Genomic DNA, 26,318 nt, shown 5'->3' with positions numbered 1-26,318 from the left:
AAATACTTAAAAATTATTGCGTATATGCCTTTGATAAGAAATCTCAATTTCATAATCTAAATGATTGTATACTTTCATATTTTTTGCTCACAACTATACACGATATAAATCACCAGCATAATGTGCTTGGGCTCCTAGCATTTCCTCAATACGGATAAGTTGATTGTATTTTGCTAATCTATCCGAACGTGCAAGAGAACCTGTTTTAATTTGTCCACAATTCGTTGCAACAGCAAGATCTGCAATGAAAGAATCCTCTGTCTCGCCTGAACGATGAGATATAATGGCACGATAACCTGCTTTATGTGCTACCTCTACAGCATCAAGTGTTTCACTCAATGTACCAATTTGATTAACTTTTATGAGAATAGAATTGCCTACCTCCATTTTGATACCATCACGCAAACGTGCTGAATTCGTTACAAACAAATCATCGCCAACAAGCTGACATTTTTCTCCCATTGTGTCAGTAAGTAGCTTCCAACCTTCCCAATCATCCTCTGCCATTCCATCTTCAATTGTAATAATAGGATAATTTTTCACAAGCTGCGCTAAATAATCTACCTGCTCTTGGGTGTCACGGCATTTCCCCTCACCTTTATAAAAATACGAACCATTTTTATAAAATTCGGTTGAAGCACAGTCTAAACCAATGGCAATTTGTTCACCTGGTTTATAGCCACATATCATGATAGATTCCATAATAAAATCAATTGCTTGATCAGCACTTTTAAATTGAGGAGCAAAACCACCTTCATCACCAACATTGGTATTATAACCCGCATCTTTTAAACGCTTTTTCAATGCATGGAAAATCTCAGCGCCATAACGGATCGCTTCTCTTATAGTAGGAGCTCCTATAGGAATAATCATAAACTCTTGAAAATCAATCAAATTATCAGCATGAACGCCACCATTAATAATATTCATCATGGGGGTTGGAAGAATATGCGCTTGTGTACCACCAATATAACGATACAAAGGTAAATTTAATGAATCCGCAGCTGCTTTTGCAACAGCTAATGAAACACCAAGAAGTGCATTGGCACCAAGACGGGCTTTGTTTGGCGTTCCATCCAAAGCAATCATTGCTTGATCAATAGCAATTTGATTTGTTGCATCCCGCCCACCAAGTTCTTCAAGAATTTCGCCATTAACTGCAGCAACCGCTTTTTCAACACCTTTCCCTTGATAGCGCAAACCACCATCACGAAGCTCTATAGCCTCGTATGCTCCTGTTGAAGCTCCCGAAGGAACCAGAGCGCGACCAAAAGCTCCATTCTCCAAATGAACATCAACTTCTACCGTTGGATTACCACGGCTATCAAGAACTTCACGCCCAATGATATCGACAATTATAGTCATATGTGTTTCCTTATCCAATAAAAGTCTCGATTCATTTATAATGCCCTATTAATGAAATATTTTTTCTCTTCTCAACTCAACTTTTTTGACAGATAATCAAATTCCATTAAAGTCTCAAGCAATCTTTGTAAATCATCAACTTTAACCATATTGGGTCCATCAGAAGGTGCATTATCTGGATCTTGATGTGTTTCTAAAAAAATACCAGCTACCCCAACAGAAACAGCTGCACGCGCTAAAATTTCAACAAATTGACGCTGTCCACCAGATGAAGCCCCCTGCCCCCCAGGTTCTTGAACAGAATGCGTTGCATCAAAAATAACAGGAGCTCCAAATGAACGTAAAATAGGCAACGAACGCATATCAGAAATAAGTCGGTTGTAACCAAATGACGTGCCTCGCTCACAAAGCATAACATTCGGATTACCACTGTAAACAACCTTTTTTAAAACATTCTCCATATCCCACGGCGCTAAAAACTGACCTTTTTTAATGTTAATAACACATTCTGTTTTGGCGGCTGCTACCAAAAGATCTGTTTGACGACATAAAAAAGCCGGTATTTGTAAAATATCAACTGTAGAAGAAACAATTGTACATTGCTCTTCTGTATGCACATCAGTTAATATGGGACAATCAAACTCTTTTTTTAAATCAGAAAAAATAGCCATTGCTTTTTCAAGACCAATGCCACGTGCCGCATTCAAAGAGGTTCTGTTGGCTTTATCGTAACTTGATTTATAAACAAACCTGATACCAAGCTGATCGGTAATTGTTTTAATACGACCAGCCATTTCAAAAGCATGATCACGACTTTCCATCTGACACGGCCCTGCAATTAATGAAAGAGGCATTTCATTTGAAAAAATCATATTTCCAACTTTCACACGTGCATTTGGTTTAGTCATTTTATCCCTCAAAAGCAAAGTAATCCAATTTACGCATTAAACTAATCGACTTTGTTCTACAGCGGCTTCAATAAAAGAAGAAAAAAGCGGATGTGGATCGAAAGGACGAGATTTTAATTCTGGATGATATTGAACACCAATAAACCATGGATGATCTACATATTCTATCGTTTCTGGTAAAATACCATCAGGAGACATCCCAGAAAAAATCAAACCACACTGTTCTAACTTATCCTTATAATCAATATTGACCTCATAACGATGACGATGTCGCTCGACAATCTTGGTCATCCCATAAATTTGAGCAATATGACTCGCTTCTTTTAATTCAGCAGCAAAAGCACCAAGGCGCATTGAACCGCCGAGAGCACCATTTCTTGTACGTTTTTCAAGAACGTCTCCTTTAAGCCATTCTGTCATTAAACCTACAATTGGATTGTCTGTTTCGCAAAACTCACTTGATGAAGCATTCTCAATCTGTGCAATATTGCGCGCAGCTTCTATACAAGCTAATTGCATCCCAAAACAAATCCCTAAAAATGGAACTTTACGCTCTCGCGCAAATTGAATTGCTCGAATCTTCCCTTCTGCCCCTCGTGCCCCAAAAGCACCTGGAACCAAAATTCCATGGGCTTTTTGTAAAGCTGAAACAGAATCTTCTTTTTCAAAAAGCTCCGAATCAATCCACTCAATATTAACCTTCACTCTATTCGCTAAACCACCATGTGCAATCGCTTCAATAAGAGATTTATAAGCATCCTTTAAGCCCGTATATTTTCCTACAACAGCAATCGTAACTTCTCCTTCAGGATGGTGAATACGATGCGTAATATCTTCCCAACGATCCATCTTTGGGGAAGGTGCCGAATCGATTCCAAAAGCGCAAAGAACTTCAGAGTCCAAACCCTCCTTATGGTATGCCATAGGAACATCATAAATTGTTGGCATATCTAATGCCTGAATGACTGCATTGGAGCGAACATTGCAAAAAAGTGATAATTTGCACCGTTCTGTTTCTGGAATAGATCGATCTGCACGTACAAGCAAAATATCAGGAGAAATACCAACTGCTTGCAATTCTTTGACAGAATGTTGTGTTGGTTTCGTTTTTAATTCACCTGCTGAAGGAATATAAGGCATTAATGTGAGATGGACATAAACGACATTTTGTCTCGGTAGCTCATTGCGAAGCTGACGAATCGCTTCTAGAAAAGGCATTGCTTCAATATCACCAACCGTTCCACCTATCTCACACAAAACAAAATCAAATTCTTCATTTTCCATCGTAATGAATCTCTTAATTTCATCTGTAACATGAGGAATAACTTGGACTGTTGCCCCCAAATAATCACCACGCCGCTCTCGTTCAATGATATTGCGATAAATACGCCCTGTTGTAATATTATCTTGGCTATTTGCAGAACGCCCAGTAAAACGCTCATAATGACCAAGATCAAGATCCGTTTCTGCACCATCATCGGTCACAAATACTTCGCCATGTTGATAAGGTGACATCGTACCTGGATCAACATTTAAATAAGGATCAAGTTTGCGAAGACGTACGCGATAGCCACGAGCCTGTAATAACGCTGCTAACGCCGCCGCTGCGATGCCTTTTCCAAGGGAAGAAACCACACCACCAGTAATAAAAACATAACGTGCCATGGGCTTATGGTGATAAGCAATTTATAATGATTTTTCCAGCAAAAAATGCAAAAAGAAACAATTTTTCTTCTAAAATAAAAAAGGCGAAAAAAATCACCTTTTTTAAAAAGTCTATGTTTTCTTAAAAAAACTATTTTGTACTGTTATCCGGAACTGTATTTTCAAAAACCTGAGGAACTGGACTTTCTGCTTCAGGATTTGTGGACTGTTTCTGTTCCTGCGGAGAATTCGAAGTGCCTCCTAGCTGTTCAAGAATAGAAGGGGAAGACTCACCATCTGATGATGGGACTGATCCTGAGTCTTTATTGGTAGAATTCTGCTCTGAATTAACCGGTATACGCTTTAAAATATCAGAACTAGAATTTGATATATTACTCACCACGGTAAGTCCAATAGACACAACAAAAAAACAACAGGCTAAAATAGCAGTCAAACGTGTTAAAGGATTTTGAGATCCACGAGTTTTCATCAACCCTGAGCTATTACTCACACCTAACCCACCACCTTCTGAAGGTTGAATTAATATAATACCAACCAAAGTAATCACAATCAAAAAATGAATAACTATAAGTACTGTTTGCATAAACCCTGCTCTTCAAATAACTCTTTAATAGCTATTTACACATAAATAACGCACAATCCAAGGGGAAACTCAAATTTCTCTGCTATAGTTTACGACAAACATCGCAAATTGTTAAAAAATCAATCGCTTTTAAGCTTGCTCCACCTATCAAAGCACCATTAACATGAGCAATGCTTAAAAGCTCAAATGCATTGGATGGCTTTACGGATCCACCATAAAGCAAACGTATCTTATTACCTTCATCACCAAAACGAGAGCGCACCCTATCACGAATGAAATGATGTACTTTTGCAATATCTTCTGGAGTCGCTGTATTGCCGGTGCCTATCGCCCAAACTGGTTCATAAGCGATAATGGTATTCTCTGCTGTTGCATCATCTGGGAGAGATTCTTCAAGCTGCTGCGTGAGAATATCCAGTACTTTATTATTATTACGCTCCTCCAATGTTTCACCAATACATACAAGAGCCACAAGACCTGCTCGCCACGCAGCTTGCACTTTGGCACAGACAATCGCATCATTTTCCTGGTACACTGTACGACGTTCTGAATGCCCAATAATAACATGACTTGCTCCTGCTTCTTTAAGCATAAAAGCTGAAATATCTCCAGTATAAGGACCATGATCATCAAAGTGACAATTTTGTCCTCCCAAAAGGAGATTTTCACCATTCAGCGTATTAGAAGCACGCGATAAAAGCGTTGCTGGAACACAAATTAGGGCTTCAAATAGATGACCTAGATCAGAGCTAACGCCTGTAGCAATAGCACGTAACTCTCCAAGCGATTCACTCGTTCCATTCATTTTCCAATTTCCAGCAAGAAAAGGCCGAATATTTGGAGACATATTTTCACCTCAAGAGCTTTTACAATACATTGTTTATCTGTAGTTACCAAATTATAAAATGAAAGCAAGTCTTTAAAGCTTGCATCTTTCATCTCTTTATTGCAAATTCCATTACAGCTTTGATAATAACTCACATTAAAAATGGACTTGAACAATGCTTGACATCATAAGAAATGCTACAAATTCTTGGATTTTTAGAATTTTCCTTGCTATTTTACTCTTATGCTTCATTCTTTTATGGGGGGTACCGCAGTTACACAAAAAAAGTGAAAGAGATCTTATTACTTCTGGAAAGTCCACAGTAACTGTCGATGATTATCGTCTTGCACTCGCCGATCAAAGCGCACGTTTAGCATATGCTGCTCATCTTGGACGAATGTTTACAACAAATGAAATGCAGCAATACCAAATTCCTGCTTTTGTATTTAATCAATTACAACAAAATGTACTGCTTGATGAACAAGCACGTAAAATGAAAATAAGTCTTTCAAAAGATACAATAGCTCATACGATTGGTTCTGATAAGATGTTCCAGGTAAATGGCACTTTTGATAAAAACTTGTTTTATAACTATCTTCAGCATTTACGTATTAGTGAAAGTGCTTTTCTTAATTATTACACCAAACAAGAAAAGCGTAATCAGCTGATTGCTGCTTTACTTTCTGATATGAAGGCACCAAATCTCTTTTATAAAGCACTTGCTCTTTATCAAGGAGAAATGCGTATTGCTGATTATCTCGTTATTGATCTAAAAGAAAAGAAAACAATTGCTGATCCTGATTACGAAACATTACAAAAATGGTTTGAAACACATCAAAGTCAATTTCGTGCTCCAGAATACCGTACTGTCTCTTTGCTATCTATGGAACTTAATGATTTTGTAAAACCTAAAGATATCTCAACAGATGAGGCGAAAGCCTATTATACACAAAATGCTTCACGTTTTGTAACGCCTGAAAAGCGTACATTCGAAGAACTGCGATTCCCCTCACGCGAAGAAGCCGATAATGCAGCAAAAAAAATAGCTGACGGATTGAGTTTTGATGAACTGGTAAAAGCTGAAAAAAAGACTCTTAATGACATAAAAAAAGGTCCTCTCGCAGAAAACGAACTTCCTAATCATCTGACATCTGAAATTTTTGAACTTCAACAAGGCCAAGTCAGTCCTGTGATAAATGACTTACAGGGACCTGTTCTCATTCGCGTTACGCATATTGAACCTTCAAGCTCTCTTCCTTTTGAAAGTGTAGAAGAAAATATTCGCCAAATACTTGCCAAAAATCGTGCTACTGATGATATCCGTAACAATTATGCTGCCATTGAAAATGCTCGTTTTGAGGGTGCTTCTCTCAAAGAGTTAGCTGACCAATACAAGTTATCTTTGCGCACAATTACTATTGATAAAACGGGAAAAACGCTTGAAGGTGCAATACTCACGGATTTACCTCAAAAAGATATTTTACTGAATGCCATCTATCAATCAAACGAAGGAGTCGATCTTGATCCTCTCTCTTTTCAAAATGGTGGATATCTCTGGTACAAGGTCGATAAAATTATTCCTTCCCGTGATAAGACACTTGAAGAGGCTAAGCTAGATGTTCTTTCTCAATGGAAAAATGAGGAAATCCAACGTCTTCTTGATGAAAAAGCCCAAAATGCTCTCAAACAGCTCACGGAAGGAAAAAGTCTTGTTGCTCTTGCTCATACCCTTGGTGTTACAAAACAAACAACACCAACCCTCCGGCGTCAAGACTCATCTGAAACCCTTGGCGTTGAAGGCATTAAAGCATTATTTTCCGCTCCCAAAGGTCATTATGGCATCATAAAAGGTCCGGTTGCAACAAACCGTATCATTTATCAAATAAAGACTGTAACCATGCCTAAAGATATCACGTCTCATACTCTTTCAACTGAGGTCCGCGCCAATATAGATATGATGATAAGAGAAGATCTCAAGCTAGAAATGCTACAAGTTGCCAATAAAGAACATCCTTTGGAAATTAATAGCACAAATTATAATCAGATCTTTAACGCTCTCCAATAAAAAGATTGTGCATAATTTTAAGAACTTATTGATAAAGTTTTCATCAGCTCTTCGTCTATAGTTGAAGAGGTAAGACGGATTTCTTGTCTGCATATCTTAGGATCAGCGTTTGTATAATGATTCATTTTCTCGCAAAACAGTGCATGTATGGATTTGCGAGAAAATAGTCAATGGAATGTAGAATCGTTTTTGCAATGCATTAAAAAACATTATCCATCCAAAGGTCGTAAAGGTTGCCGCCCATTAAGCTATAAACATCATCCCTATCGTCATTCATTCATAGCTCATTATATTGCTACTCTTAATATTCATTCATAGGGAGTGTATTGCTTCTTCCTTAAATGATTTCATTTACACATCCAACTTATAATAGATAAAAAACTATTTTTAAAATTCATTATAAAAATGGAGAAATCTTTTTCTATTCAAGACTCTCATTCAATATAAGAAAAAACGTATTATCATTATAAATCAATATATTCATCAATCATAACAGTCATCAATTATGATGTTATAATTTCTCAAAAATAAGAGTTTTTTATAGACTTATAGACTGCTAAGATAACTTCTCTCATAAAATAGAAATTTTATCTCATGTTTTTCTTTCTCTGCATCTCACCCATCCAATACACTGAATAAAACATATTACTGATGAAGAAATACAGCGTATTTTCAAGATCATAAAATTTCTTATTCTTTTGCGTTCATAACAACCAAAACATCAACATTTTTTATAACAAAAAAATAGTTTGGAATCACAATAGCTCCTTTTATCTTCATATGAAAAAATCAGTCTACATGTTACGCATTCCAACGTAGTAATATTTTTTTACAATATCTTTGGAAAATTGCCGCTTATTGCTGCCCTTGTTATCAACCAATAGCGATACATCAATGGCAAAGTTGCACTCTCTTGAAAAATTTCTGCCCCCAGCTGTATAGCTTTTTGAAGAGAAGCTGGTACAATGACCAATGGAAGAAAAGCTGGCTTAAGAACTCTAGGTAAAGTACAAGAATACTCGTAAAATTGGGTATAATGATCGCGCGATAATGCTACCATAGCTTCAACAATACAACCCTTTTGTTGATCGCTGAGACGATGAGATTCCAAATCTTCCCTATTCACTCCTACAGCCTTTAATATATCAGTGGGTAAATAATATTGATATCGTGATTGCATGAATGATAAAAGACGCAATACACCGCTTAATCCTTGAGAAATCCCTCCATGTTCATAGATATCTGTAAACTCTTGTGCAGTTTCAGGATCTAATATCTGACAAGAAAGCTGTAAAATTATGCCTGCTGTCTCACCACAATAATGCTCTAGATCATGAAGTGTTTCTATTGGATTGTGATAAAGATCTAAAATTTGCGCATCACAATAACGTAAAAAAGCTGTCTTAGGTAAATTAAAAAGAGTGATTGCTTTTAATAAATCATTCAAAATCGGATTGTTTCCACTCGTTTGCATTTCACCATGAGCAATAGCATCATACCACCAACGTAACCGTATTTCTCCTATGAGTGGGTCATGTACACTTTCGCGGATACGAGAAACTTCAGCATTAAATACATAAAGAGCAGCCAATGCTTGGCGCTTTTTTTTAGGTGCAAATAAAACCGATATATAGCGATCACGATCTATGGTACGTAAAATATCAAGACAATAAGGAAGAGAGCCTATCATTCTATGAACCTATTAACGTCCCTTTTTTAGCAATTAAATTAATACCCTCTTTTTATTCATATTAAAAAATGAAGGATAAGCAAATACAGTTCAGAAAATAAGATTTTTAAATGTGTCTCTTAACTGTATTATGAATTAAAATTTCTTTTCTAATCCCTTTTCGTTTTAGAAAGAAAAAAATTAAATAAATAATTTTTCTGATAAAACTTATCTTATCGGACTTCAAGTTTTCATTTGCAATAAAAAAGCTAAAAACCAATCGTAACATGCATAGTAAAACTTGAACAACAAACAACGCAAAACACTTTTTCAGTGGATAGATGACAATGTTATTTTATAAAAAATGCACTGATCACAAAAACTTCATCAATCATTGACCTCCTCCCCATCCTAAAAGACAAAGGTTCTTACCAACACCAATTTGTAAAAAATCCAATTGCTCTCGGTGCGTTTCTGTTACTATAAACGCATTGATTTATAATCATAATTTTGTGTTTTGTATATTAAATTAGAATCCCAAATATCGTAGATATACTTTCATTTCAAACCAATTCCATGTTACATCAATAAAAACTATTCCCTTGCACGTCATAAGCGGAACTGGCTTGTAGGTAAAAACTGTATAAGAAAGAATTAAAATGCCTCTTATGAACTGTCTTAAGTCCCAAGAGCTGATCACTCATGTGATTCATTAGGAACTATGAGCAAACTTTGTCCTGAATACTTGCTGCTGTATTTAAAAAACACTTAATGTGTTAAGTTATGTATATTCTATACCCTTATATCACCGCCTTAAACGACAGTATTTTACAGCGCAGAAAATAATCACACAAGTCTTTCATGCTAGACCAGAGCCTTTGTTTTATTAAACAATACTCTATTCTACCGCAAATAATAACGCCGCAACAGCGCGATCTTCAGCCAATAAAACATTAAATGTACGCACCGCCGCTCCCGTACTCATTGTATCTGATGAAATACGTTTTTCCCATAAAAGCACCCGTAACTCTTCAGGTAATCGTAATAATTCAATTCCAGTACCTATTAATAAAACTTCGATTTCAGAAGCTTCTTCTAAAATACGAGATATATCCCTTTGAGTGGGAACAGGCCCTGCCATCTCAATGCCATAAATACCTGATGGTACACAAATAATAGAACCTCTATGAGACATATCAGCAAAACGAAACCCACCATTTCCATAAGCATCAATAGGTGCGCGACTTGGAAAATGTGCTTCACGAATTTGAATTGCATCGAACATGAATATGCACCTTTTATTTTTGAATAATCCAATTGTCTTTGCTTCTTCTCACCATAAAAATTAAAGTAAGGCTGATATAAACATTGATATGTTAAACATAGCCTAGTATTGAAGTGAAAATTTTTATATAATGCCCTAATCTTCTCATACAACAAATATATGAAAATTTTGGAATAAACCGCAGTAAAATGCTATACCTGCTTAAATAAATCTATCTTTTAAAAAGTTTCCTCAGCTTATTTACTCACAAATTGCTTTTTATAAAAACAATGATCTTGTTTAAAAAACAGAAAAAATTGCGTAATATTCCATAAATAAAACAACTATTTTAATCATCTAAAGAAAACAAAAACTCCATTTTCTGTAGCCACTATAAAAGCCCCTTTTTCAATGAAATTGTCTTGATCTTGCCAAGCTTTTTATAAAAATGCTTAAAAAATGTAATAAACTGCCATTACACCTTAAGATGCATTTTCCTTTGATATAGCTTTTTTCTCTTTAGAGATACTCATATCTTCTTTCGTTGTCGTTTTAGATTTAGACTTTTGTGGTCTTTTTGCTTTAGCATTAAGTTTTGATTTTTTTTCTGCAATCGGCTCACCTTTAACGCGCACATCAGCTAATGTTGAGCGAATAACACGAATATTCATACTCTCACCAATTTCAACCTCTAATTCACCACTCTCGTCGTGAACCTTCGTAACCTTGCCGATAATACCACCACCCGTTATAACTGTATCACCACGACGTACTGCATTAAGCATTTCTTGGCGTTTTTTCATTTGGGCACGCTGTGGACGAATGATAAAAAAATACATAATTGCAAAAATTAAAATGAATGGGACAGCGCTAGCAAATGAAATTCCACCGGAAACATCGCCTGCAACTTGAGCATAAGCGTTCGTAATAAACATTTTTATCTCCTATAGTTAAACCTCAGGTATTTCCCACTCTATTAAAATGAAATTCCGATACAGAAAAAATTCCTAAAGAATTTATCATAAAAAGCAATAACTACATAATCTAATCACAGCTTTACAAAAATACAATAAATCCTTAAGAGGCAGAATACCAAAATACAATGAGAAAAATCTTAAAAAATAGATTCACTTTCCCCTATTGTATATCCTACAATACAAATCTTTTCACTAACTCAATAAATTATACAAGATAATTTTTCTAATGAATAAACTTAATTTATATAGATAATTTATCGTTTTTGATATCAAATGACAGATCTAAATACAATAAAACGCTCTCATTTCAAACCCTGAATTAATCAAAACGATTTTCTTGCACGTCACACATATGAAATGAGCCTGTAGATAAAAACTTTTTAAGAAAGGCGTGAAAATATCTTTTTTCATGCTTCTCTTAAATGCAAGAGCAATTTAAACACTCAAAGCTGACAAATAGTATGATACTATTGTCTTACACTTTCATAAATACAAAAATGGTAATATCTACCGACCCCAACGAACTACTTTCCTAAAACCAATGATTTTTTGCTGCAATGTCATTGATTTAAGAAAATCAATTATTTTTCATGAATTTTCTATAAACTGTAAGACTATTCAAATGTAAACGTCATCAATAAATTAGTTTTCTAAATATTTAAGGGGATCAACAGGTAATGAATTCTTACGCATCTCAAAATAGACACGTGGCGTTTTAACATTTCCTGAAACACCAGATTTAGCAATCTCATCACCGCGCCTTATCCTTTGTCCTTTGTTAACAACAAGCTTACTATTACATCCATAAATAGTGATAATATCATTTTCATGTCGAATCATCACAACATTACCAAGCTCTTTTAATCCATCTCCCGCGTAAATAACCACACCATTTTCTGCCGCCTTTACCGAAGACCCTTCAGGCACTGCAATATCTATTCCTCGATTCATTACTGTTCCCTTTTTTTGACCGAACTGGCTTAATAAACGCCCTCGTACTGGCCAACGCATCTTAGAAATTCCTGTGGCTTGCGGAGTCGTCATATTATCTGTATTCGTAACAGTACTTGACAAACCAGTCTCATGTTTCAATTGCGTCATCTGTTTAGAAAAATTTTTCTCAGAACTTGATTTGTTCATCTTTGCAGAGGGTGGCGTTGTTACAGGAGCTTTATATATAGGAGAGGACTTCTTGTTTTTTATAGAGGACATCACTTGAGATTGGGATGTAGATTCTGTAGTTGACACTGCCCAATCGTTATTATTGTGTGCATTTGAAGCTGCTAATGTACGCCTGCTTGGAACAACCAGTACCTGACCGATATAAATGGAATTGCTGTTTATACCGTTTGCTAATTTTAATGCCTCAACACTAACCCCTACTTGTCGTGCAATACTGAGCAGTGTATCTCCACTCTGGACAATATAAGAATTCCGCCGAAAAATAGGAGATTTATCCATTTGTGAACGAGAAAGTGTTCCAAGATTACGTGGAGGGGAGCCCATAACGCGACCATCAGAAGAAGTTATCCTATCTTGATGTGGAAAATTATAGGAGGAATTATCATCTCCCCACGAATCATCACTTGATTCCACAGGTGGCAATTCAGTGCTTTGTATCATACCACTACCGTATGATAGCATGCGCGGGTCTGTATACATAGTGCTTGATATATTTGATTGAGATGATACCGTACGATGAGAGAACGTATTGGAAAAACGCTGTGTACCAGAACTACAACCAGCAACAATAGTTACCACCGCTAACAAAGTTATTCTCTGAAAATTATGCTGGAAAATATTATCCAAAGCTTTTAGACACATCGTTTTGCTCACTCATCAATAATCAACTCACTCCATTAAAGCTTTTTTAAATTACCGAAGAGTTAAAATGAGATGTTTTATTCATAAATATCTTTATATAAGATCAAAATGAATTTAACGTAGACAATTTGAAGAAACTTCTTAGCTTTTAAAAATTAAAGTATCTCTGCAATGCCTTTAATAAAAGGTTGGTAACGCACTTGGAACAGTTCTAAACACTCAAATCGACTACCAATTTTTGTATAGCGCGTCACCGTTTGTACCCCTTCGTCAGGTCCTATCGCCTGAATGAGAATTCCATTTTCAGCTAAAAGTTCTAAAAATTCCTTTGGTTCATCAAAACGTGATGGCCAAATAAGAATGCGATCAAATGATCCTAAGCCTGTCACACTATGACTTCCATCAATCTGCCGTATAACAATATTTTCAATTCCTAAAGTTTGAAATTTTTGGCGTGCTAAATCAACAAGCGTTTTATAACGATCAATCGTTGTCACACGGTCACTCAGACATGCCATAAGAGCAGTACAAAAACCAGATCCTGTACCAATTTCTAAGACACGATGCCTTTTTTTCAAAGATAATGCCGAAAGAATTAAGAGTTGTTCTTCCAAACGTTCCATATATTCACCACACTCAAGGGGAATAACTTTATTATCATAAGCACTATTGAACCAAGGAGCAGCAACAAACTGTTGACGCGGAATTTTCTCTAATGCCGAAAAAAATCGCACGTCATCAATGCCTTTGCTACGCATTTTCAGTACAAGAGCGGCTAACTCCTCACGAAATTGTAAAATACCCTTTTGCCCCATAGTATCATTCAATCTCCAATGGAGGTGCACTTTTATCATACTGATAAACTGCTTCTTTTAAAATGGCAAAAACTTGCGTCTGTGTATCATCACCTCTTGGCAATAAACGCATATTGTCTCTCCTTTCGTAAAATTAAGCAGTAATACAGCGCATGCCTCCCATATAAGGTTGTAAAACATCTGGAATAATAATTGATCCATCAGCCTGTTGATAATTTTCAAGTACGGCAATAAGACAACGTCCAACAGCCGTACCAGAACCATTAAGGCTATGAACAAAATGCAATTTTTTATCGCCGTCTTTACGATAGCGCGCATTCATACGACGACCTTGAAAATCTCCACAAACTGAACAGCTAGAAATTTCACGATAACATTCTTGACCAGGAAGCCAAACCTCGATGTCATAGGTTTTACGCGCTGCAAACCCCATATCACCCGTAGAAAGAACCACTGTGCGAAAAGGCAAACCAAGCCGTTTTAATATATCTTCTGCACATTCTGTCATACGTTCCAATTCAATTAAAGACTGCTCTTCACTGGTAATCGAGACCATTTCAACTTTCCAAAATTGATGCTGACGCAACATACCGCGCGTATCACGACCGGCTGCTCCCGCCTCTGAACGAAAACAGGGAGATAAAGAAGAAAATCGCAGTGGTAAATCTGATATTTCAAGAATTTCATCGTTGACCAAATTGGTTAATGGCACTTCTGCTGTGGAAATAAGCCATCGACCATCTGTTGTACGAAAAAGGTCTTCAGCAAATTTCGGTAATTGTGCTGCTCCGTAAACAATCTCATCACGAACAAGAAGAGGTGTTGAGACTTCTGTGTAACCATTCTCATTGACATGCACATCAAGCATAAATTGGCCTAATGCTCGTTCTAGCCGTGCTAACGCCCCTGAAAGTACTGTAAAACGTGTTCCAGACAAACGACTAGCTCGTTCAAAATTCATCTGTTTGAGATCTTGACCAAGATCAAAATGTTCCTTTGGTGTAAAATTAAATGTTGGAGGTGTACCAAAATGTCGAATGACGACATTATCACTTTCATCTTTACCTTCTGGAACATCATCTAATGGAATATTTGGAAGTGCTGAAAGAAGTTTCTCAAGACTCTCCGTCAGTTGTTTTTCTTCCACTGTTGCAGAGGAAAGAAAAGCTTTAATCTCTTCAACTTCAGCTCTAAGACGTTCAGCCATTTGCTGATCAGATACAGCCAAAGCCTGTCCTATTTCCTTTGAAACAGCATTGCGACGTTCCTGCGCCAATTGCACCTTAGCAATATGCGACCGACGTGCAAGATCAAGTTGTATTAACCTTTCAGCTTGTGGCTCAAGACCTCTACTTACGAGTGCTTTATCTAATTTCTCAGGATTGTCACGAATCCACTTAATATCAAGCATAAAAATTCCTCATTTATATTGTTTTTATTCATTCCTTATCGCATAAGATTATACACTTTTCTTAAGCGGATTTTCTTCTCTTTTCTATACTGTAAGCAATTAAAATTGAAATCTCGTAAAGTGCTATCGTTGGTAAAGCCACTGCAAACATCGTAAAAAAATCCGACGGCGTTATGATTGCCGCAATGATAAAAGAGAGCAAAATAGCCCATTTTCGTTTAGAAACCAAATCATGAGACGTTAAAAATCCAATTTTTGTTAAAAGACTGATGACAAGAGGTAATTGAAAAATCAAACCAAAAATTAGGATAAATGATGTCATAAAGCCCAAATAATCAGAAATACGCACTATAAACTCTATTTTTAAATGAACATCTGGAAGAAATTGTTGAGAAAGGCTAAACCATAGTATTATTGGCGCTAATAGACCATAAACAAACGCTCCCCCAATACAAAATAAAATAGGCCCCCCAATGAGAAATGGTAAAAAAGCCATCCGCTCATTTTTATAAAGCCCTGGTGCAATAAAACTATAAAACTGAAAAGCCGTATAGGGAAAAGATAAAATAATTCCCCCAAAAGCAGAAAGTTTCATCTTCGTTAAAAAAGTTTCCCATACTTGCGTTGATTGCAAACGAATACCCTCAGGGTTACCCCCTGCTATTTTCATTGCCCACTGATATGGCCATAGTAAAAAATTTAAGATATAATCTTTAACAAGAAAACACATCATAAAAGCGATCATAAATGCAACCAAAGCAGAAATAATTCGCTGACGAAGTTCAATTAAATGTTCTAAAAGTGGAGTCATATTAGCATCAACTTCATCTTTTTTTACATTCATGACACATCTTCTTTTTTTTATCTTTAGGAGAAACAAAAATGTTTTCAGAATGATGAGAAGCTATAAAAACTGTCATATCTTTCTTGATTACCTTTTGATCACATTCCAAAATTTCTTTATCTTTTTTAAATTTATGATGTGTTTCCTTAACATCCCAATTATCGTGGATATCCTCTAATATATTTTGAGTGGGATCAAAAGTTTCTGCCAACTTCTTGCTTGAATCGCTAATATCCGAACATACTTTTTGCAAATCATCGCGCTCGATTTGTCTTATTGCATCATCAAACTGATGACGAAGTTCATTTGCTGTTGAATACACATACGCTCTTATCTTTGCTACTGTCTTTAATATTTTAGGTAAATCTTTTGGTCCAACGACAATGATGAGAACAAGTAAGATTACGATAAACTCTGGTCCGTCAATCCCAAACATCTCTTAATTCGACTTTCTCATCAAAAAATATTGCACAATGATGATTGCGTTTTTGTTACTGTTTTTTAGCAACAGATGTTTTGCTTTTTTTAGAAGCAGAAGAAACCTTTCTGCGCGCTGTTGCATGTTTTACCGATAACGGCTGAGATTGTTGAGATTCTACATCAATCATTTGGGAAGTAGGAGCCATTTCAACTTTATCCTCAATGCTATCATCTTCTTCCTTCATATTTTTTTTGAAGGCTTTAATTCCTTTAGCAACATCGCCCATTAATTCAGAAATTTTACCGCGATCGAAAAGCACAAAGATAATCAATAAAATTATAATTAAATGCGTTGGTGAAAAAATATTACCCATTATTCTCTCTAACTTTATGCTTTTAAATTTGATTTCATTTATTCATGCTTCCTCTGAAGAATGTATCAAATATAATATCTTACTTATATATTTTCTTCTTAACTTAAAAGCAATTACACGCTTTTATTGCAAAAAGAACTTTTTATCCTCTCATCCTTTTTTAGCGTATTATAACACAAACCATTCAAAAATGATAAACCACTTCATACAAAGTTCAAAACACTTAAAAACTTTTCTAAAATAACTTCATCTGATCTCTTAGGTTACTCATCTTCCTGTAAATACTATAGCCAATGTCTTTCCTTTTAAACAATGTTGTACGTATCATTACAAACATTTCCGCCAAATTATCCTTTACTGATAAAAATCATAACATGCTGTAAAACATTTTACGTATTCAATTAAAAAAATCAGAAAGAAAAATCTCTAAAAAACTTTCTTAACACATCATCGGTCTCTTCAAAAACGATCATCTTACGCACAACATTTATTCTTTGCGTTGGTGGGAATTTTATCATCCATTATTCCATATACAATACGAAATATAGGCCATCATCGCATTCAATTAAATATCTGAGGTGTGGATAAAAACTATTAGTGGAAAGAGTAAAAATGCACTTTATGAATCAGGTCAAGTGCCAAGAGGTATGGCAATACTAAAAAACCAGCTTGCGCCTTTATTCAGTAAAATACCTCCATATAACCAGCTCTTTGAACCGCTGCATGCCCTAACTATTACAAGTCTCCGGATTCTGGGCATGCGTTCTCATAATATCATGTGCTTAACTTATCTCAGTATTGAAAACAGAATGGGCATTAATAGAAAATTACATCCAATCAAAAGCATGGAATCGAAGCACAATCCATGTAAAAGAATTTCTTATCCTAGTCTTTTTATAAGATTATCTCATAAAGCCGCTAGATAATACAGTGTTAGAGATAGATACACCTATTTACTTTAGTTAAAAACCCCTCATTTTATTGAGATCGCTTGCAGAGAACATATCACTTTTTAAAAGTTTTGTTTTAGCACCATACACAATAATCTAGCCATTTAGCATGTATAATATAAAGCTTGGGTTTCGCTTAAACCAATGAGATTCATCCACACTTTTATAAAAATCTATCACTATAATACCAGCACTTTATTGCTCTATCCATAATTTTACGCTCGCTAAAAAAACTGATAAATGTAACAATGTTTTTATCAAGCATTTTAAATTCTTTAATCTTTAAACAAGTAAATTTATGAATGAATTTGAAAGATAACCTTAAATTTTTTAACAAACTTCACTAATATTCTCGTTAATTGCTTGTCTTTTATAGTTTTCCTGAAAGAGTCAGCGATCATAAGAAACTTCTCTTACAACATAACTATCTCTATTGAAATATTTGCCCTCTTCCTATCTATTTTTCATATAAAAAATTTAAGATCTTAACGATGAATCTCATAATATAAAAATAGCCCAGTGAATAAATGCTCCCATGACATTAATATTTTTCTGTAGGGTATTATTTGGGAGTGAGGGTATTATTTGATTTCTATAAGAGTATTTTTATGGATATCAATTCTAATATTCTATGCTAATAATCCGGTACAGTTATACATATGATAGAGTTTATTCCATGAATTATCGGCATATTTATCATGCTGGCAATTTTGCTGATGTTTTTAAACACATTATTGTCACTCGCATTGTAGAATATCTCAAACGCAAAGAAAAAGCTTTTCGCGTTATAGATACGCATGCTGGAATCGGTATTTATGACCTTTCTTCTTTAGAAGCACATAAAACAGGAGAGTGGCGCGAAGGTGTCCAACGGCTTTTTTCAACTCCTATCCCAGAAGATTTAAGAGCACTCCTTTGTCCATGGTGTGATATCATTGATGCCCTCAATAAAGGGGAAAAAGAAATTGTATTTTATCCTGGATCTCCTGTTCTTATTCGTCAATTATTACGGAAACAAGATCGCCTCACCGCAATAGAATTGCACAACGAAGATTATCATATTTTAGCAAAAAACTTTGCCGGAGATTATCAGACAAAAGTTCTGCATTTAGATGGTTGGCTTTCCTTAAATGCTCATGTACCACCAAAAGAAAAACGTGGGTTTATCCTTGTTGACCCTCCCTTTGAAAAAACTGGAGAATTTTCCCGCCTTATTGAGGGATTAATGAAAGCCTATCGTCGCTTTTCTGGAGGGATCTACGCTTTATGGTATCCTGTTAAATATGACAAAGAAATTGAAAGTTTTCTTCACGCGCTTTATCAAACAGGAATTCCTAAGATTCTACAGCTTGAAATGCGTATCCGAAAAAGTTCAAGTCCACCGACAATGAATGGAAGTGGTATGATTATTATTAACCCTCCCTACCTTTTGGAAGAAGAAATGAAAAAACTCAGCCCCTTTCTTATCAACCGTCTGGGACAAGATGAAAACGCCAAAATAACGCATAAGTGGCTTCAAAAAGAACATCTATTATATTAGATCTTTCTCTATATTTTTCCTAAATCAAATATCATGTTGTAAGATATAAAGACTTTGAATGATAAAGTTCTTTGAATAATACCAACATATTATAGTAGTAAGCTAACAACGATCAGCGTGAATTAATTTTTTCCCTTTTAGAACGTCTATCTTCTTAATCATCATGAATTTCCTATTCCACTCATTTTAATGAATAAATTGGGCAAATTCATAAAGCTGTTTTAGAATAACAACTCTCATATTTTTTATGAAAAATCGGCTCTCTAAAATCATACTCTTATGCTATAAGATATTATTTATAGAAAAAATTATAAGGATATAAATAATCATTATTTAATAAAAAAGAATATTTCATATATTAAACAAAAAACATATTCTTAATAAACGGAATGGTCCTGAAAAATAATACAAATTGTCCGAAAAATGAGCGGGAAAAGCTTTCTTTTCTCTCTAATATTACATGGAATAATGCCAATCAAAGTAATGAGAAAAATCAATTCCAAGGTGTCAAATTCATACAAGAGTTTGTTAGACACCTTCCGCATAAGCCAGGGGTTTACCGGATGATTGGTAAAAATGGTGATATTCTCTATATTGGCAAAGCTCGTAATCTCAAAAAACGTGTTTCAAACTATACGCGTGAACAAGGACACAATAATCGTATTACCCGCATGATTCGCGCAACATATCATATGGAATTTATCGTCACCCATACAGAAACAGAAGCACTCCTTTTAGAAGCCAATCTCATAAAAAGATTGCATCCACATTTTAATGTATTACTACGTGATGATAAAAGTTTCCCTTATATTATGATTACAGATGATCATCGAGTGCCTGGACTTTACAAACATCGTGGTGCCCGAACACGAAAAGCTCACTATTTTGGTCCTTTTGCTTCTGCTGGTGCAGTGACACAAACAGTTCATGTTTTACAACGCGCCTTCTTATTACGAACCTGTACTGATTCAGTTTTTGAAAACCGTACACGCCCCTGTTTGCTTTATCAAATTAAGCGATGTTCTGCACCTTGTACCCATGAAATTAGTGACAATGATTATAAAGAACTGCTGAGGGGAGCAAAAGCGTTCCTTTCGGGAAAAGATCAATCTATTAAAAATAATATGGTTCAAGCTATGCATAAAGCCGCAGAAAATCTTGATTTTGAACAAGCAGCTTCCTATCGTGACCGCTTATCAGCCCTTTCTCATATACAAAGCCATCAAGGTATTAATCCTCAAACGATAAAAGAAGCGGATGTATTTGCAATTGCGCAAAAAGAAGGAATGACCTGTATTCAAGTGTTCTTTTTTCGCATGGGGCAAAATTGGGGAAACCGTGCCTATTTTCCTAAAGCAGATCCCTCTTTTTCCTGTACTGAAATTTTAGCGAGTTTTCTTGCTCAATTTTACGATGATAAACCACTTCCCAAAAGCATCCTTTTATCTGAAGAAATTGAAGAAAAGACACTTCTTACAGAAGCATTGAGTCTCAAAGCAAATCACAAAGTGTCTCTCTCTTTACCCAAACAAGGTGAACGGAAAACTCTTGTTAATCATGCCTATCTCAATGCTCATGAAGCACTTGAACATAAGCTTTCTGAAACAGCCACTCATACAAAATTGCTTCAAGGTCTTGCCAAAACATTCCAACTACCTTTTCCTCCACGCCGGATAGAAGTCTATGATAATTCTCATATCATGGGAACAAATGCTGTAGGTGCTATGATTGTTGCTGGTCAAATGGGATTTGTTAAAAATCAATATCGCAAATTCAACATTCGCTCAATAGATATCACGCCTGGCGATGATTTTGGCATGATGAAAGAAGTGATTAAACGAAGATTTTCACGCCTTATAAAAGAGCATGATCAGTCAAATAGAAGTCATGACATAAAAGATAATGATCTTTTTCCCATTTGGCCTGACCTTATCTTAATCGATGGTGGTGAAGGACAAATCAACAGCGTACATGCAATACTTGCTGAATTACAATTAAATGACCTCTTCACAGTTGTTGGAATCGCCAAAGGTGTTGACCGCCATGCGGGACGTGAACGATTTTTTATAAAAGGTATCCCCCCCTTTACACTTCCTCCACGTGATCCTATCCTCTATTTTTTGCAACGTCTGCGTGATGAAGCACACCGTTTTGCGATTGGAGCTCATAGGATAAAACGAAAAAAAGAAACATTCAAAAACCCACTTGATGAAATCGAAAATATCGGTCCGACAAGAAAGCGTGCGTTGCTTCATCATTTTGGAAGTGCCAAGGCTATTGCTAGTGCCTCACTTGAAGATTTAAAAAAAGTTACGGGAATTTCTATGACAATTGCACAAAAAATTCATAACCATTTTCATGAAAAATAGGCTTGTTTCATAACCTTTGCCTTGTTACGTTTAGGAAATATATTCTCTTTCACAAGAATTAAAAATGGCTCCATGAAAAATCATACTTTTTCTTTTCCAAATATTTTAACTTATGCACGAATTGTCGCAGTCCCAATGGTTGTTGCATGCTTTTTTTTAGAAGGGCGGCTACAATCAAGTGATATCACTCGCTGGATTGCTGTTTCCATTTTTATCGTTGCATCCATTACTGACTTTCTTGACGGTTACCTTGCTCGTATTTGGGAACAAACATCCAATATTGGTCGCATGTTAGATCCAATTGCCGATAAACTTCTCGTCTCTGCTTGTTTGCTCTTGCTTGCCGCAGACAGTACCATCGCTGGGTGGACACTATGGGCAGCTATTATCATTCTTTGCAGAGAAATTCTTGTATCAGGATTACGTGAATATTTGGCTGAGTTAAAAGTTAGTGTTCCTGTCTCTCGTCTTGCAAAATGGAAAACTTTTGTACAGATGATCGCTATTGTATTTCTTTTAGCTGGACCAGCCGGTAATAAAATTTTCCCTTACACAGTAGAGTTTGGCATTACTATGTTGTGGATTTCTGCCCTCCTTACATTGTGGACAGGGTGGGATTATTTTCGTGCAGGTTTAAAACACGTTATCCTATGAATCATATGGAATTTTATAATGGTGATTTATCTTTTTGTACTTAAATAAGAGATGAGAATAGCATAAGATTGATTTATTTTAAATCTATTAATGATAGATCAATAAAACACTTTTTTGCACATTACAAGTAAGGGTAGCGTGTAGATAAAAACTCTTCAGAAAAGAGTAAATAGGCTTTATATTTTCGTAAAAGCAGCTGCAATATTAAAAGCTAAAAAAACGATTAATGCTTCATATACTTTCAAAAAAATCTATAATCTTATAAGCAAAAAACCGAAACATAGTGTTTCGGATTTTTGCTTCTTATATACGCTTTATTATTATAAACGCTTTATTAACCAACAATTTCTGCCTCAGAAAACCAAAAGGCGATTTCTGTTTTTGCCGTTTCAGCACTATCGGATCCATGGACAGAATTTTCGCCAATCGATAAAGCATGAACCTTACGAATTGTCCCTTCTTCTGCATCACTAGGATTCGTAGCCCCCATTACTTCACGGTTTTTAGCTATTGCATTTTCGCCTTCCAAAACTTGTACAACGGTTGGACCAGAAGACATGAATTCAACCAATTCACTAAAAAAAGGGCGTTCTTTATGAACAGCATAAAATTTTTCAGCCTCACGTTTACTCATCCAGACACGTTTAGATGCAATAACACGTAGCTCCGCATCCTCAAGCATTTTAGTAATTTCGCCAGTCAAATTACGACGGGTTGCGTCTGGTTTAATCATCGAAAAAGTACGCTCTAAAGCCATTTAACCACCTTTATTTCATTTATAATATTCTCTAGCCATTTCTATAGCGAGCAAGGAGCCCTTTGCCAAGTGACTCTGCAAAAATCTATACAAATTCTCAAAAATATAGAATGAATTATAAAGAAGACTTTAATAAAAATACCTGCAATTGCTCATCCCATCATAAAGATGCGCTACCGAATCTCAATAAATATTGAATCTTCTTTCATAATCTTAAATGCTTCCTATCAAAATTATCATTGAAATCAATCAAAAAATAACCATATAATTAGAAACTATAGCGTACACCTAAAATACCCTGAAGGGACTGTTTTGTTTTACGCCCTTTAATATAATGTGCCTCACCATATAACTTTAACTTCTCACTCACTAAACTGCTTAAACCTATTCCTAATTTACCTGCATTCCCCGATAAGTCAGTGGTAAATGGATGGCGTTGATTAATTAACGTTTGATTGTCATCTTTATTCTCACGCAACCATGCTGCTGTAATATACGCAAGCGATGAGGAATCTATGTGAGAACCAAATTCATATCCTAAAGATAAGCCAACCTCACTGCGTAATGAAGTGAATGGACGCATGTCACCTGTCATGTCATTCGATAACTTGATTTCTTTACCCTCAACTTGTAACCATGTAAATTGTCCATAAGGCTGTAACCAACTGTTCTTTGACGTCTTAAGTCGATAACCAGCTTCAAAGGAAGTTCCCAATGCCCTTTGAGTATATGTTCCTTCAATCTCTAAACCATTCGTTGAAACGGCTTTTAGAGTATTTTGATAATGATTGTATTTTAAAATACCATCGAGATACCATCCACTATGATCCAAATAAGTGACATAAGCGCCAATACCATAAGTATTGATTCCACTGTTACCCCCCCGTGCATGCGCAACACGGGCACGATCATAACTGCCAAAACCACCTATATAAAACTCTCCATTTTCCCACTCGCTTAAACCATTGATCCCTAAAACGATACCGGTCTGATCCAGTTTAAAATCTATATGCTCTGTAGTAACACTCTCTTTAGATTTTATCGCATAGCTCCATAAAGCCGTATTCTTTTTACTTTTATCTAGAATTCCTCTTCCCGCACGTACGGTTTGCATTTCATTGTGAAAAACCATCGCTGGCGCCACAGACATAGACAATACCGCATCTGTAGAGGGAGTGGTCAAAAAGTGAGAAACTGAAAGATTCTCACTCAATTGTGGAAAAGGTTGTTCTTTATGAACTGGACGCACAATCATTTGATCGGCTAAAGATTGAGAAGAGATTGAAACAGCAGTTTGTTGTTTTTCATCAGAAAGAGGATGAAGACCTGATGGAGGTAACGCTACAAGAGTCTGATTTTCTTGAGAGGGAGATACAGAAACACTAGAGACATTCTGTGCCCCTCTTAAATGACGTGGAGGTCGTGGTTTAGCTGGTTGCTTTATAGTAGGTTTACGAGAGCCTGTATTTTTTCCTCTAGAAGCAGCACCTTGATCAGATAATGCAAGAGGAATCTTCGTTTTCTTGTTTACACACTGTGTTTCAGTATTCGAACGTGTCGTACCTTCAGAGGCTGAACTTAAATACCAAATTGTAGAATAACCACTAGCATCAGCACATCTTTCTCTCTTTCGTAAAACATACTGATAGGCTCCACCATCAACAGCTGTAATGTCCTTACCCGAAAGATCTTCCAGAGTAAAATTAGCGCCTCCAACTTTATCAGTAACTAAATTAATCCCTGTGACCAAACTATTCTGTTGTGAGAGAGGACCTGTAATTTCACGACCAGAATCTGCAACGCTTATTTTGTGATTACCTGAACCTTCATCAATCGACAAGTAATCACTTGAATTCCCCGTAGCATTAATATTGAATCGAAAATGTAAATCCCCTGAAAGTTTCTTAACATGAAGTGAAATATGTCGTGGATCATACGGTATAGAAGTAAAAATAACAGTCCCTCCGTGCCCCCCTAAATCTTCAATTTCAATCTGAGGTTTTTCTCCCATATTCCGTTCACCAACCTCAAATATTGTTTCATCCACTCTGTCCTTCATAGGAATTTTTTTCTTAGTCGTATGATTTGTCCTATCACCAGCGAATAAATAAAGTTCTCCGTGATCATTGATCCTTACTTCTCCAAGGACATCTTGTATACCAACATGGAACCACGATTTAGCAAAGTTGTTAATAGTCAGACCATCCACAAACCCTTCAGGATATACAACTTGAATAGCATGATCTTTCAAATTAGTAGCATAAGATTCTCCTAACGCTAAAACGTGTTGTCTCCCATTCCCAGAAACCTGAGCATACATTGATTTCCCTCCCTCTTTTCTTTGTCCTGCATAAAGATTTTGTTCTCCGTTATCTCCCACTTTCGTATACCAAACCCACGCTCCATCATACACATTCTGCTGTCCAACTGTTCCACCATCCCCAGTAACTGTGGAATTATATGCACTACTTTTTCTCTCCACGCTTGTAAGATCAATATATGGCTCTTCATGAATAAACTGCTGACCTCCCAAAATTTTGGCGTTCATTGCAATTCCTGCTCGTGTAACTATTTGTATCCCTCCTTTTTTAATAGTAGAACCTACAGAAGTTTCTCCATTTTCAACAAGCTCTATATCACCATATTCAATCGTAATATTATTTTTGAAAAAACTAGCAATCTGTTCTAATTTTTTTTCTTCCTCTTCTCTATTTACCACATGTGTTGCTCTTGTTAGCACTCTATTCCTACTCTCAACTACACTTGCAGATTGCACAAGATAACTACTGATCATCAATACTGAAAAACTTAATTTGTATTTATACCGCATTATCCACACTCCACTCTCAATTATTTAGAAAAATACCCCGCGGCTACATAGGTAGCTCGTTTTAGATTGTATCATAATGTGTTTTATTTATGTCTAAATACAATTTTTTAGTGTATTTTTTAATTTAAACAACCTTAAGTTGTTTATCTATAAACCACTAAAAAGCTCTAACTTAAGGCAGAAAATTGAATAAAATTCAAAGTGTTTA

Annotated in this window: 20 protein-coding genes; 4 read left to right on the top strand and 16 right to left on the bottom strand. The window is 35.8% G+C overall.

All coding sequences use genetic code 11. The features are described 5' to 3' along the window. Window positions 1-93: 93 nt before the first annotated feature. The 5 genes from eno to tpiA form a co-directional block, all read right to left on the bottom strand. Entirely contained in the window at window positions 94-1,365 is a 1,272-nt protein-coding gene (gene eno / locus ACFINZ_RS02265; protein ID WP_375633085.1) for a phosphopyruvate hydratase, read from the bottom strand. 71 nt (window positions 1,366-1,436) lie between these two features. Beyond that, on the bottom strand, window positions 1,437-2,273 hold the full coding sequence (gene kdsA, locus ACFINZ_RS02260) for a 3-deoxy-8-phosphooctulonate synthase (RefSeq protein ID WP_375633087.1): 837 nt from the start codon (window positions 2,271-2,273) through the stop codon (window positions 1,437-1,439). Between the two features lie 36 nt (window positions 2,274-2,309). Beyond that, window positions 2,310-3,938 carry a CTP synthase gene (locus tag ACFINZ_RS02255; RefSeq protein ID WP_375633089.1) on the bottom strand — a complete coding sequence of 543 codons (1,629 nt, stop codon included), beginning with the start codon at window positions 3,936-3,938 and terminating at the stop codon, window positions 2,310-2,312. A gap of 130 nt (window positions 3,939-4,068) precedes the next feature. After that, a complete protein-coding gene (secG, locus tag ACFINZ_RS02250; RefSeq protein ID WP_375633091.1) occupies window positions 4,069-4,521 on the bottom strand; it encodes a preprotein translocase subunit SecG in 453 nt (150 codons plus the stop codon). Between the two features lie 82 nt (window positions 4,522-4,603). Continuing rightward, on the bottom strand, window positions 4,604-5,368 hold the full coding sequence (tpiA, locus tag ACFINZ_RS02245) for a triose-phosphate isomerase (protein WP_375620758.1): 765 nt from the start codon (window positions 5,366-5,368) through the stop codon (window positions 4,604-4,606). Window positions 5,369-5,522: 154 nt separating this feature from the next. Between tpiA and ACFINZ_RS02240 the strand changes: the two genes are divergently transcribed. Continuing rightward, window positions 5,523-7,412 carry a peptidyl-prolyl cis-trans isomerase gene (locus ACFINZ_RS02240; RefSeq protein WP_375636299.1) on the top strand — a complete coding sequence of 630 codons (1,890 nt, stop codon included), beginning with the start codon at window positions 5,523-5,525 and terminating at the stop codon, window positions 7,410-7,412. 829 nt (window positions 7,413-8,241) lie between these two features. Here the strand turns inward: ACFINZ_RS02240 and ACFINZ_RS02235 are convergent. The 9 genes from ACFINZ_RS02235 to tatA all read right to left on the bottom strand — a co-directional run bounded on the left by ACFINZ_RS02235 (window position 8,242) and on the right by tatA (window position 17,010). Then, window positions 8,242-9,102 (bottom strand): phytoene/squalene synthase family protein, encoded by an 861-nt coding sequence (locus tag ACFINZ_RS02235; protein WP_375701140.1) that lies wholly within the window; start codon window positions 9,100-9,102, stop codon window positions 8,242-8,244. An 877-nt stretch (window positions 9,103-9,979) separates the two neighbouring features. Next, a complete protein-coding gene (locus ACFINZ_RS02230; protein WP_375611259.1) occupies window positions 9,980-10,366 on the bottom strand; it encodes an Mth938-like domain-containing protein in 387 nt (128 codons plus the stop codon). Between the two features lie 461 nt (window positions 10,367-10,827). Further along, on the bottom strand, window positions 10,828-11,280 hold the full coding sequence (yajC, locus tag ACFINZ_RS02225; protein ID WP_375633099.1) for a preprotein translocase subunit YajC: 453 nt from the start codon (window positions 11,278-11,280) through the stop codon (window positions 10,828-10,830). Between the two features lie 684 nt (window positions 11,281-11,964). Further along, on the bottom strand, window positions 11,965-13,146 hold the full coding sequence (locus tag ACFINZ_RS02220; protein WP_375697377.1) for a peptidoglycan DD-metalloendopeptidase family protein: 1,182 nt from the start codon (window positions 13,144-13,146) through the stop codon (window positions 11,965-11,967). Window positions 13,147-13,301: 155 nt separating this feature from the next. Continuing rightward, window positions 13,302-13,961, bottom strand: a complete 660-nt coding sequence (locus ACFINZ_RS02215; protein WP_273791164.1) for a protein-L-isoaspartate(D-aspartate) O-methyltransferase — start codon at window positions 13,959-13,961, stop codon at window positions 13,302-13,304. 133 nt (window positions 13,962-14,094) lie between these two features. Beyond that, entirely contained in the window at window positions 14,095-15,372 is a 1,278-nt protein-coding gene (serS, locus tag ACFINZ_RS02210) for a serine--tRNA ligase (protein ID WP_375633105.1), read from the bottom strand. Window positions 15,373-15,433: 61 nt separating this feature from the next. Then, window positions 15,434-16,216, bottom strand: a complete 783-nt coding sequence (gene tatC, locus ACFINZ_RS02205; protein WP_375634095.1) for a twin-arginine translocase subunit TatC — start codon at window positions 16,214-16,216, stop codon at window positions 15,434-15,436. Next, a complete protein-coding gene (locus ACFINZ_RS02200) occupies window positions 16,197-16,652 on the bottom strand; it encodes a twin-arginine translocase subunit TatB (protein WP_375636297.1) in 456 nt (151 codons plus the stop codon). The genes tatC and ACFINZ_RS02200 overlap by 20 nt, the downstream gene beginning before the upstream one ends. Window positions 16,653-16,707: 55 nt before the next feature. Further along, entirely contained in the window at window positions 16,708-17,010 is a 303-nt protein-coding gene (gene tatA / locus ACFINZ_RS02195; protein WP_375636295.1) for a twin-arginine translocase TatA/TatE family subunit, read from the bottom strand. Between the two features lie 1,626 nt (window positions 17,011-18,636). On the opposite strand from tatA, the gene ACFINZ_RS02190 reads away from it, so the two are divergent. From ACFINZ_RS02190 to pgsA, 3 genes are all read left to right on the top strand, one after another. Further along, window positions 18,637-19,500, top strand: coding sequence for a 23S rRNA (adenine(2030)-N(6))-methyltransferase RlmJ (locus ACFINZ_RS02190; RefSeq protein ID WP_375636293.1), 864 nt, complete (start codon window positions 18,637-18,639; stop codon window positions 19,498-19,500). A gap of 389 nt (window positions 19,501-19,889) precedes the next feature. Next, complete coding sequence (gene uvrC / locus ACFINZ_RS02185) at window positions 19,890-21,869, top strand: excinuclease ABC subunit UvrC (protein WP_375625002.1); 1,980 nt, start codon at window positions 19,890-19,892, stop codon at window positions 21,867-21,869. A 72-nt stretch (window positions 21,870-21,941) separates the two neighbouring features. Further along, the gene (gene pgsA / locus ACFINZ_RS02180; protein ID WP_273723320.1) at window positions 21,942-22,523 is read left to right on the top strand and encodes a CDP-diacylglycerol--glycerol-3-phosphate 3-phosphatidyltransferase; all 582 of its coding nucleotides are present in this window, start codon (window positions 21,942-21,944) and stop codon (window positions 22,521-22,523) included. A gap of 334 nt (window positions 22,524-22,857) precedes the next feature. Here the strand turns inward: pgsA and ndk are convergent, their stop codons facing one another. Then, window positions 22,858-23,280 carry a nucleoside-diphosphate kinase gene (gene ndk / locus ACFINZ_RS02175; RefSeq protein ID WP_375652273.1) on the bottom strand — a complete coding sequence of 141 codons (423 nt, stop codon included), beginning with the start codon at window positions 23,278-23,280 and terminating at the stop codon, window positions 22,858-22,860. Between the two features lie 268 nt (window positions 23,281-23,548). After that, on the bottom strand, window positions 23,549-26,110 hold the full coding sequence (bafA, locus tag ACFINZ_RS02170; protein ID WP_375701139.1) for a BafA family autotransporter: 2,562 nt from the start codon (window positions 26,108-26,110) through the stop codon (window positions 23,549-23,551). Window positions 26,111-26,318: the final 208 nt, after the last annotated feature.

Origin of the sequence: Bartonella sp. AA81SXKL, assembly GCF_042196945.1 — a bacterium.
GTDB lineage: Bacteria > Pseudomonadota > Alphaproteobacteria > Rhizobiales > Rhizobiaceae > Bartonella.
Note: the sequence above shows the minus strand (reverse complement) of the source record. Positions and strands in the feature narration are given on the sequence as shown.

Coding starts and splice junctions, on each gene's coding strand:
- eno (WP_375633085.1), bottom strand. CDS start 1,365: ATGACTATAATTGTCGATATCATTGGGCGTGAAGTTCTTGATAGCCGT.
- kdsA (WP_375633087.1), bottom strand. CDS start 2,273: ATGACTAAACCAAATGCACGTGTGAAAGTTGGAAATATGATTTTTTCA.
- ACFINZ_RS02255 (WP_375633089.1), bottom strand. CDS start 3,938: ATGGCACGTTATGTTTTTATTACTGGTGGTGTGGTTTCTTCCCTTGGA.
- secG (WP_375633091.1), bottom strand. CDS start 4,521: ATGCAAACAGTACTTATAGTTATTCATTTTTTGATTGTGATTACTTTG.
- tpiA (WP_375620758.1), bottom strand. CDS start 5,368: ATGTCTCCAAATATTCGGCCTTTTCTTGCTGGAAATTGGAAAATGAAT.
- ACFINZ_RS02240 (WP_375636299.1), top strand. CDS start 5,523: ATGCTTGACATCATAAGAAATGCTACAAATTCTTGGATTTTTAGAATT.
- ACFINZ_RS02235 (WP_375701140.1), bottom strand. CDS start 9,102: ATGATAGGCTCTCTTCCTTATTGTCTTGATATTTTACGTACCATAGAT.
- ACFINZ_RS02230 (WP_375611259.1), bottom strand. CDS start 10,366: ATGTTCGATGCAATTCAAATTCGTGAAGCACATTTTCCAAGTCGCGCA.
- yajC (WP_375633099.1), bottom strand. CDS start 11,280: ATGTTTATTACGAACGCTTATGCTCAAGTTGCAGGCGATGTTTCCGGT.
- ACFINZ_RS02220 (WP_375697377.1), bottom strand. CDS start 13,146: ATGTGTCTAAAAGCTTTGGATAATATTTTCCAGCATAATTTTCAGAGA.
- ACFINZ_RS02215 (WP_273791164.1), bottom strand. CDS start 13,961: ATGGGGCAAAAGGGTATTTTACAATTTCGTGAGGAGTTAGCCGCTCTT.
- serS (WP_375633105.1), bottom strand. CDS start 15,372: ATGCTTGATATTAAGTGGATTCGTGACAATCCTGAGAAATTAGATAAA.
- tatC (WP_375634095.1), bottom strand. CDS start 16,216: ATGAATGTAAAAAAAGATGAAGTTGATGCTAATATGACTCCACTTTTA.
- ACFINZ_RS02200 (WP_375636297.1), bottom strand. CDS start 16,652: ATGTTTGGGATTGACGGACCAGAGTTTATCGTAATCTTACTTGTTCTC.
- tatA (WP_375636295.1), bottom strand. CDS start 17,010: ATGGGTAATATTTTTTCACCAACGCATTTAATTATAATTTTATTGATT.
- ACFINZ_RS02190 (WP_375636293.1), top strand. CDS start 18,637: ATGAATTATCGGCATATTTATCATGCTGGCAATTTTGCTGATGTTTTT.
- uvrC (WP_375625002.1), top strand. CDS start 19,890: ATGGTCCTGAAAAATAATACAAATTGTCCGAAAAATGAGCGGGAAAAG.
- pgsA (WP_273723320.1), top strand. CDS start 21,942: ATGAAAAATCATACTTTTTCTTTTCCAAATATTTTAACTTATGCACGA.
- ndk (WP_375652273.1), bottom strand. CDS start 23,280: ATGGCTTTAGAGCGTACTTTTTCGATGATTAAACCAGACGCAACCCGT.
- bafA (WP_375701139.1), bottom strand. CDS start 26,110: ATGCGGTATAAATACAAATTAAGTTTTTCAGTATTGATGATCAGTAGT.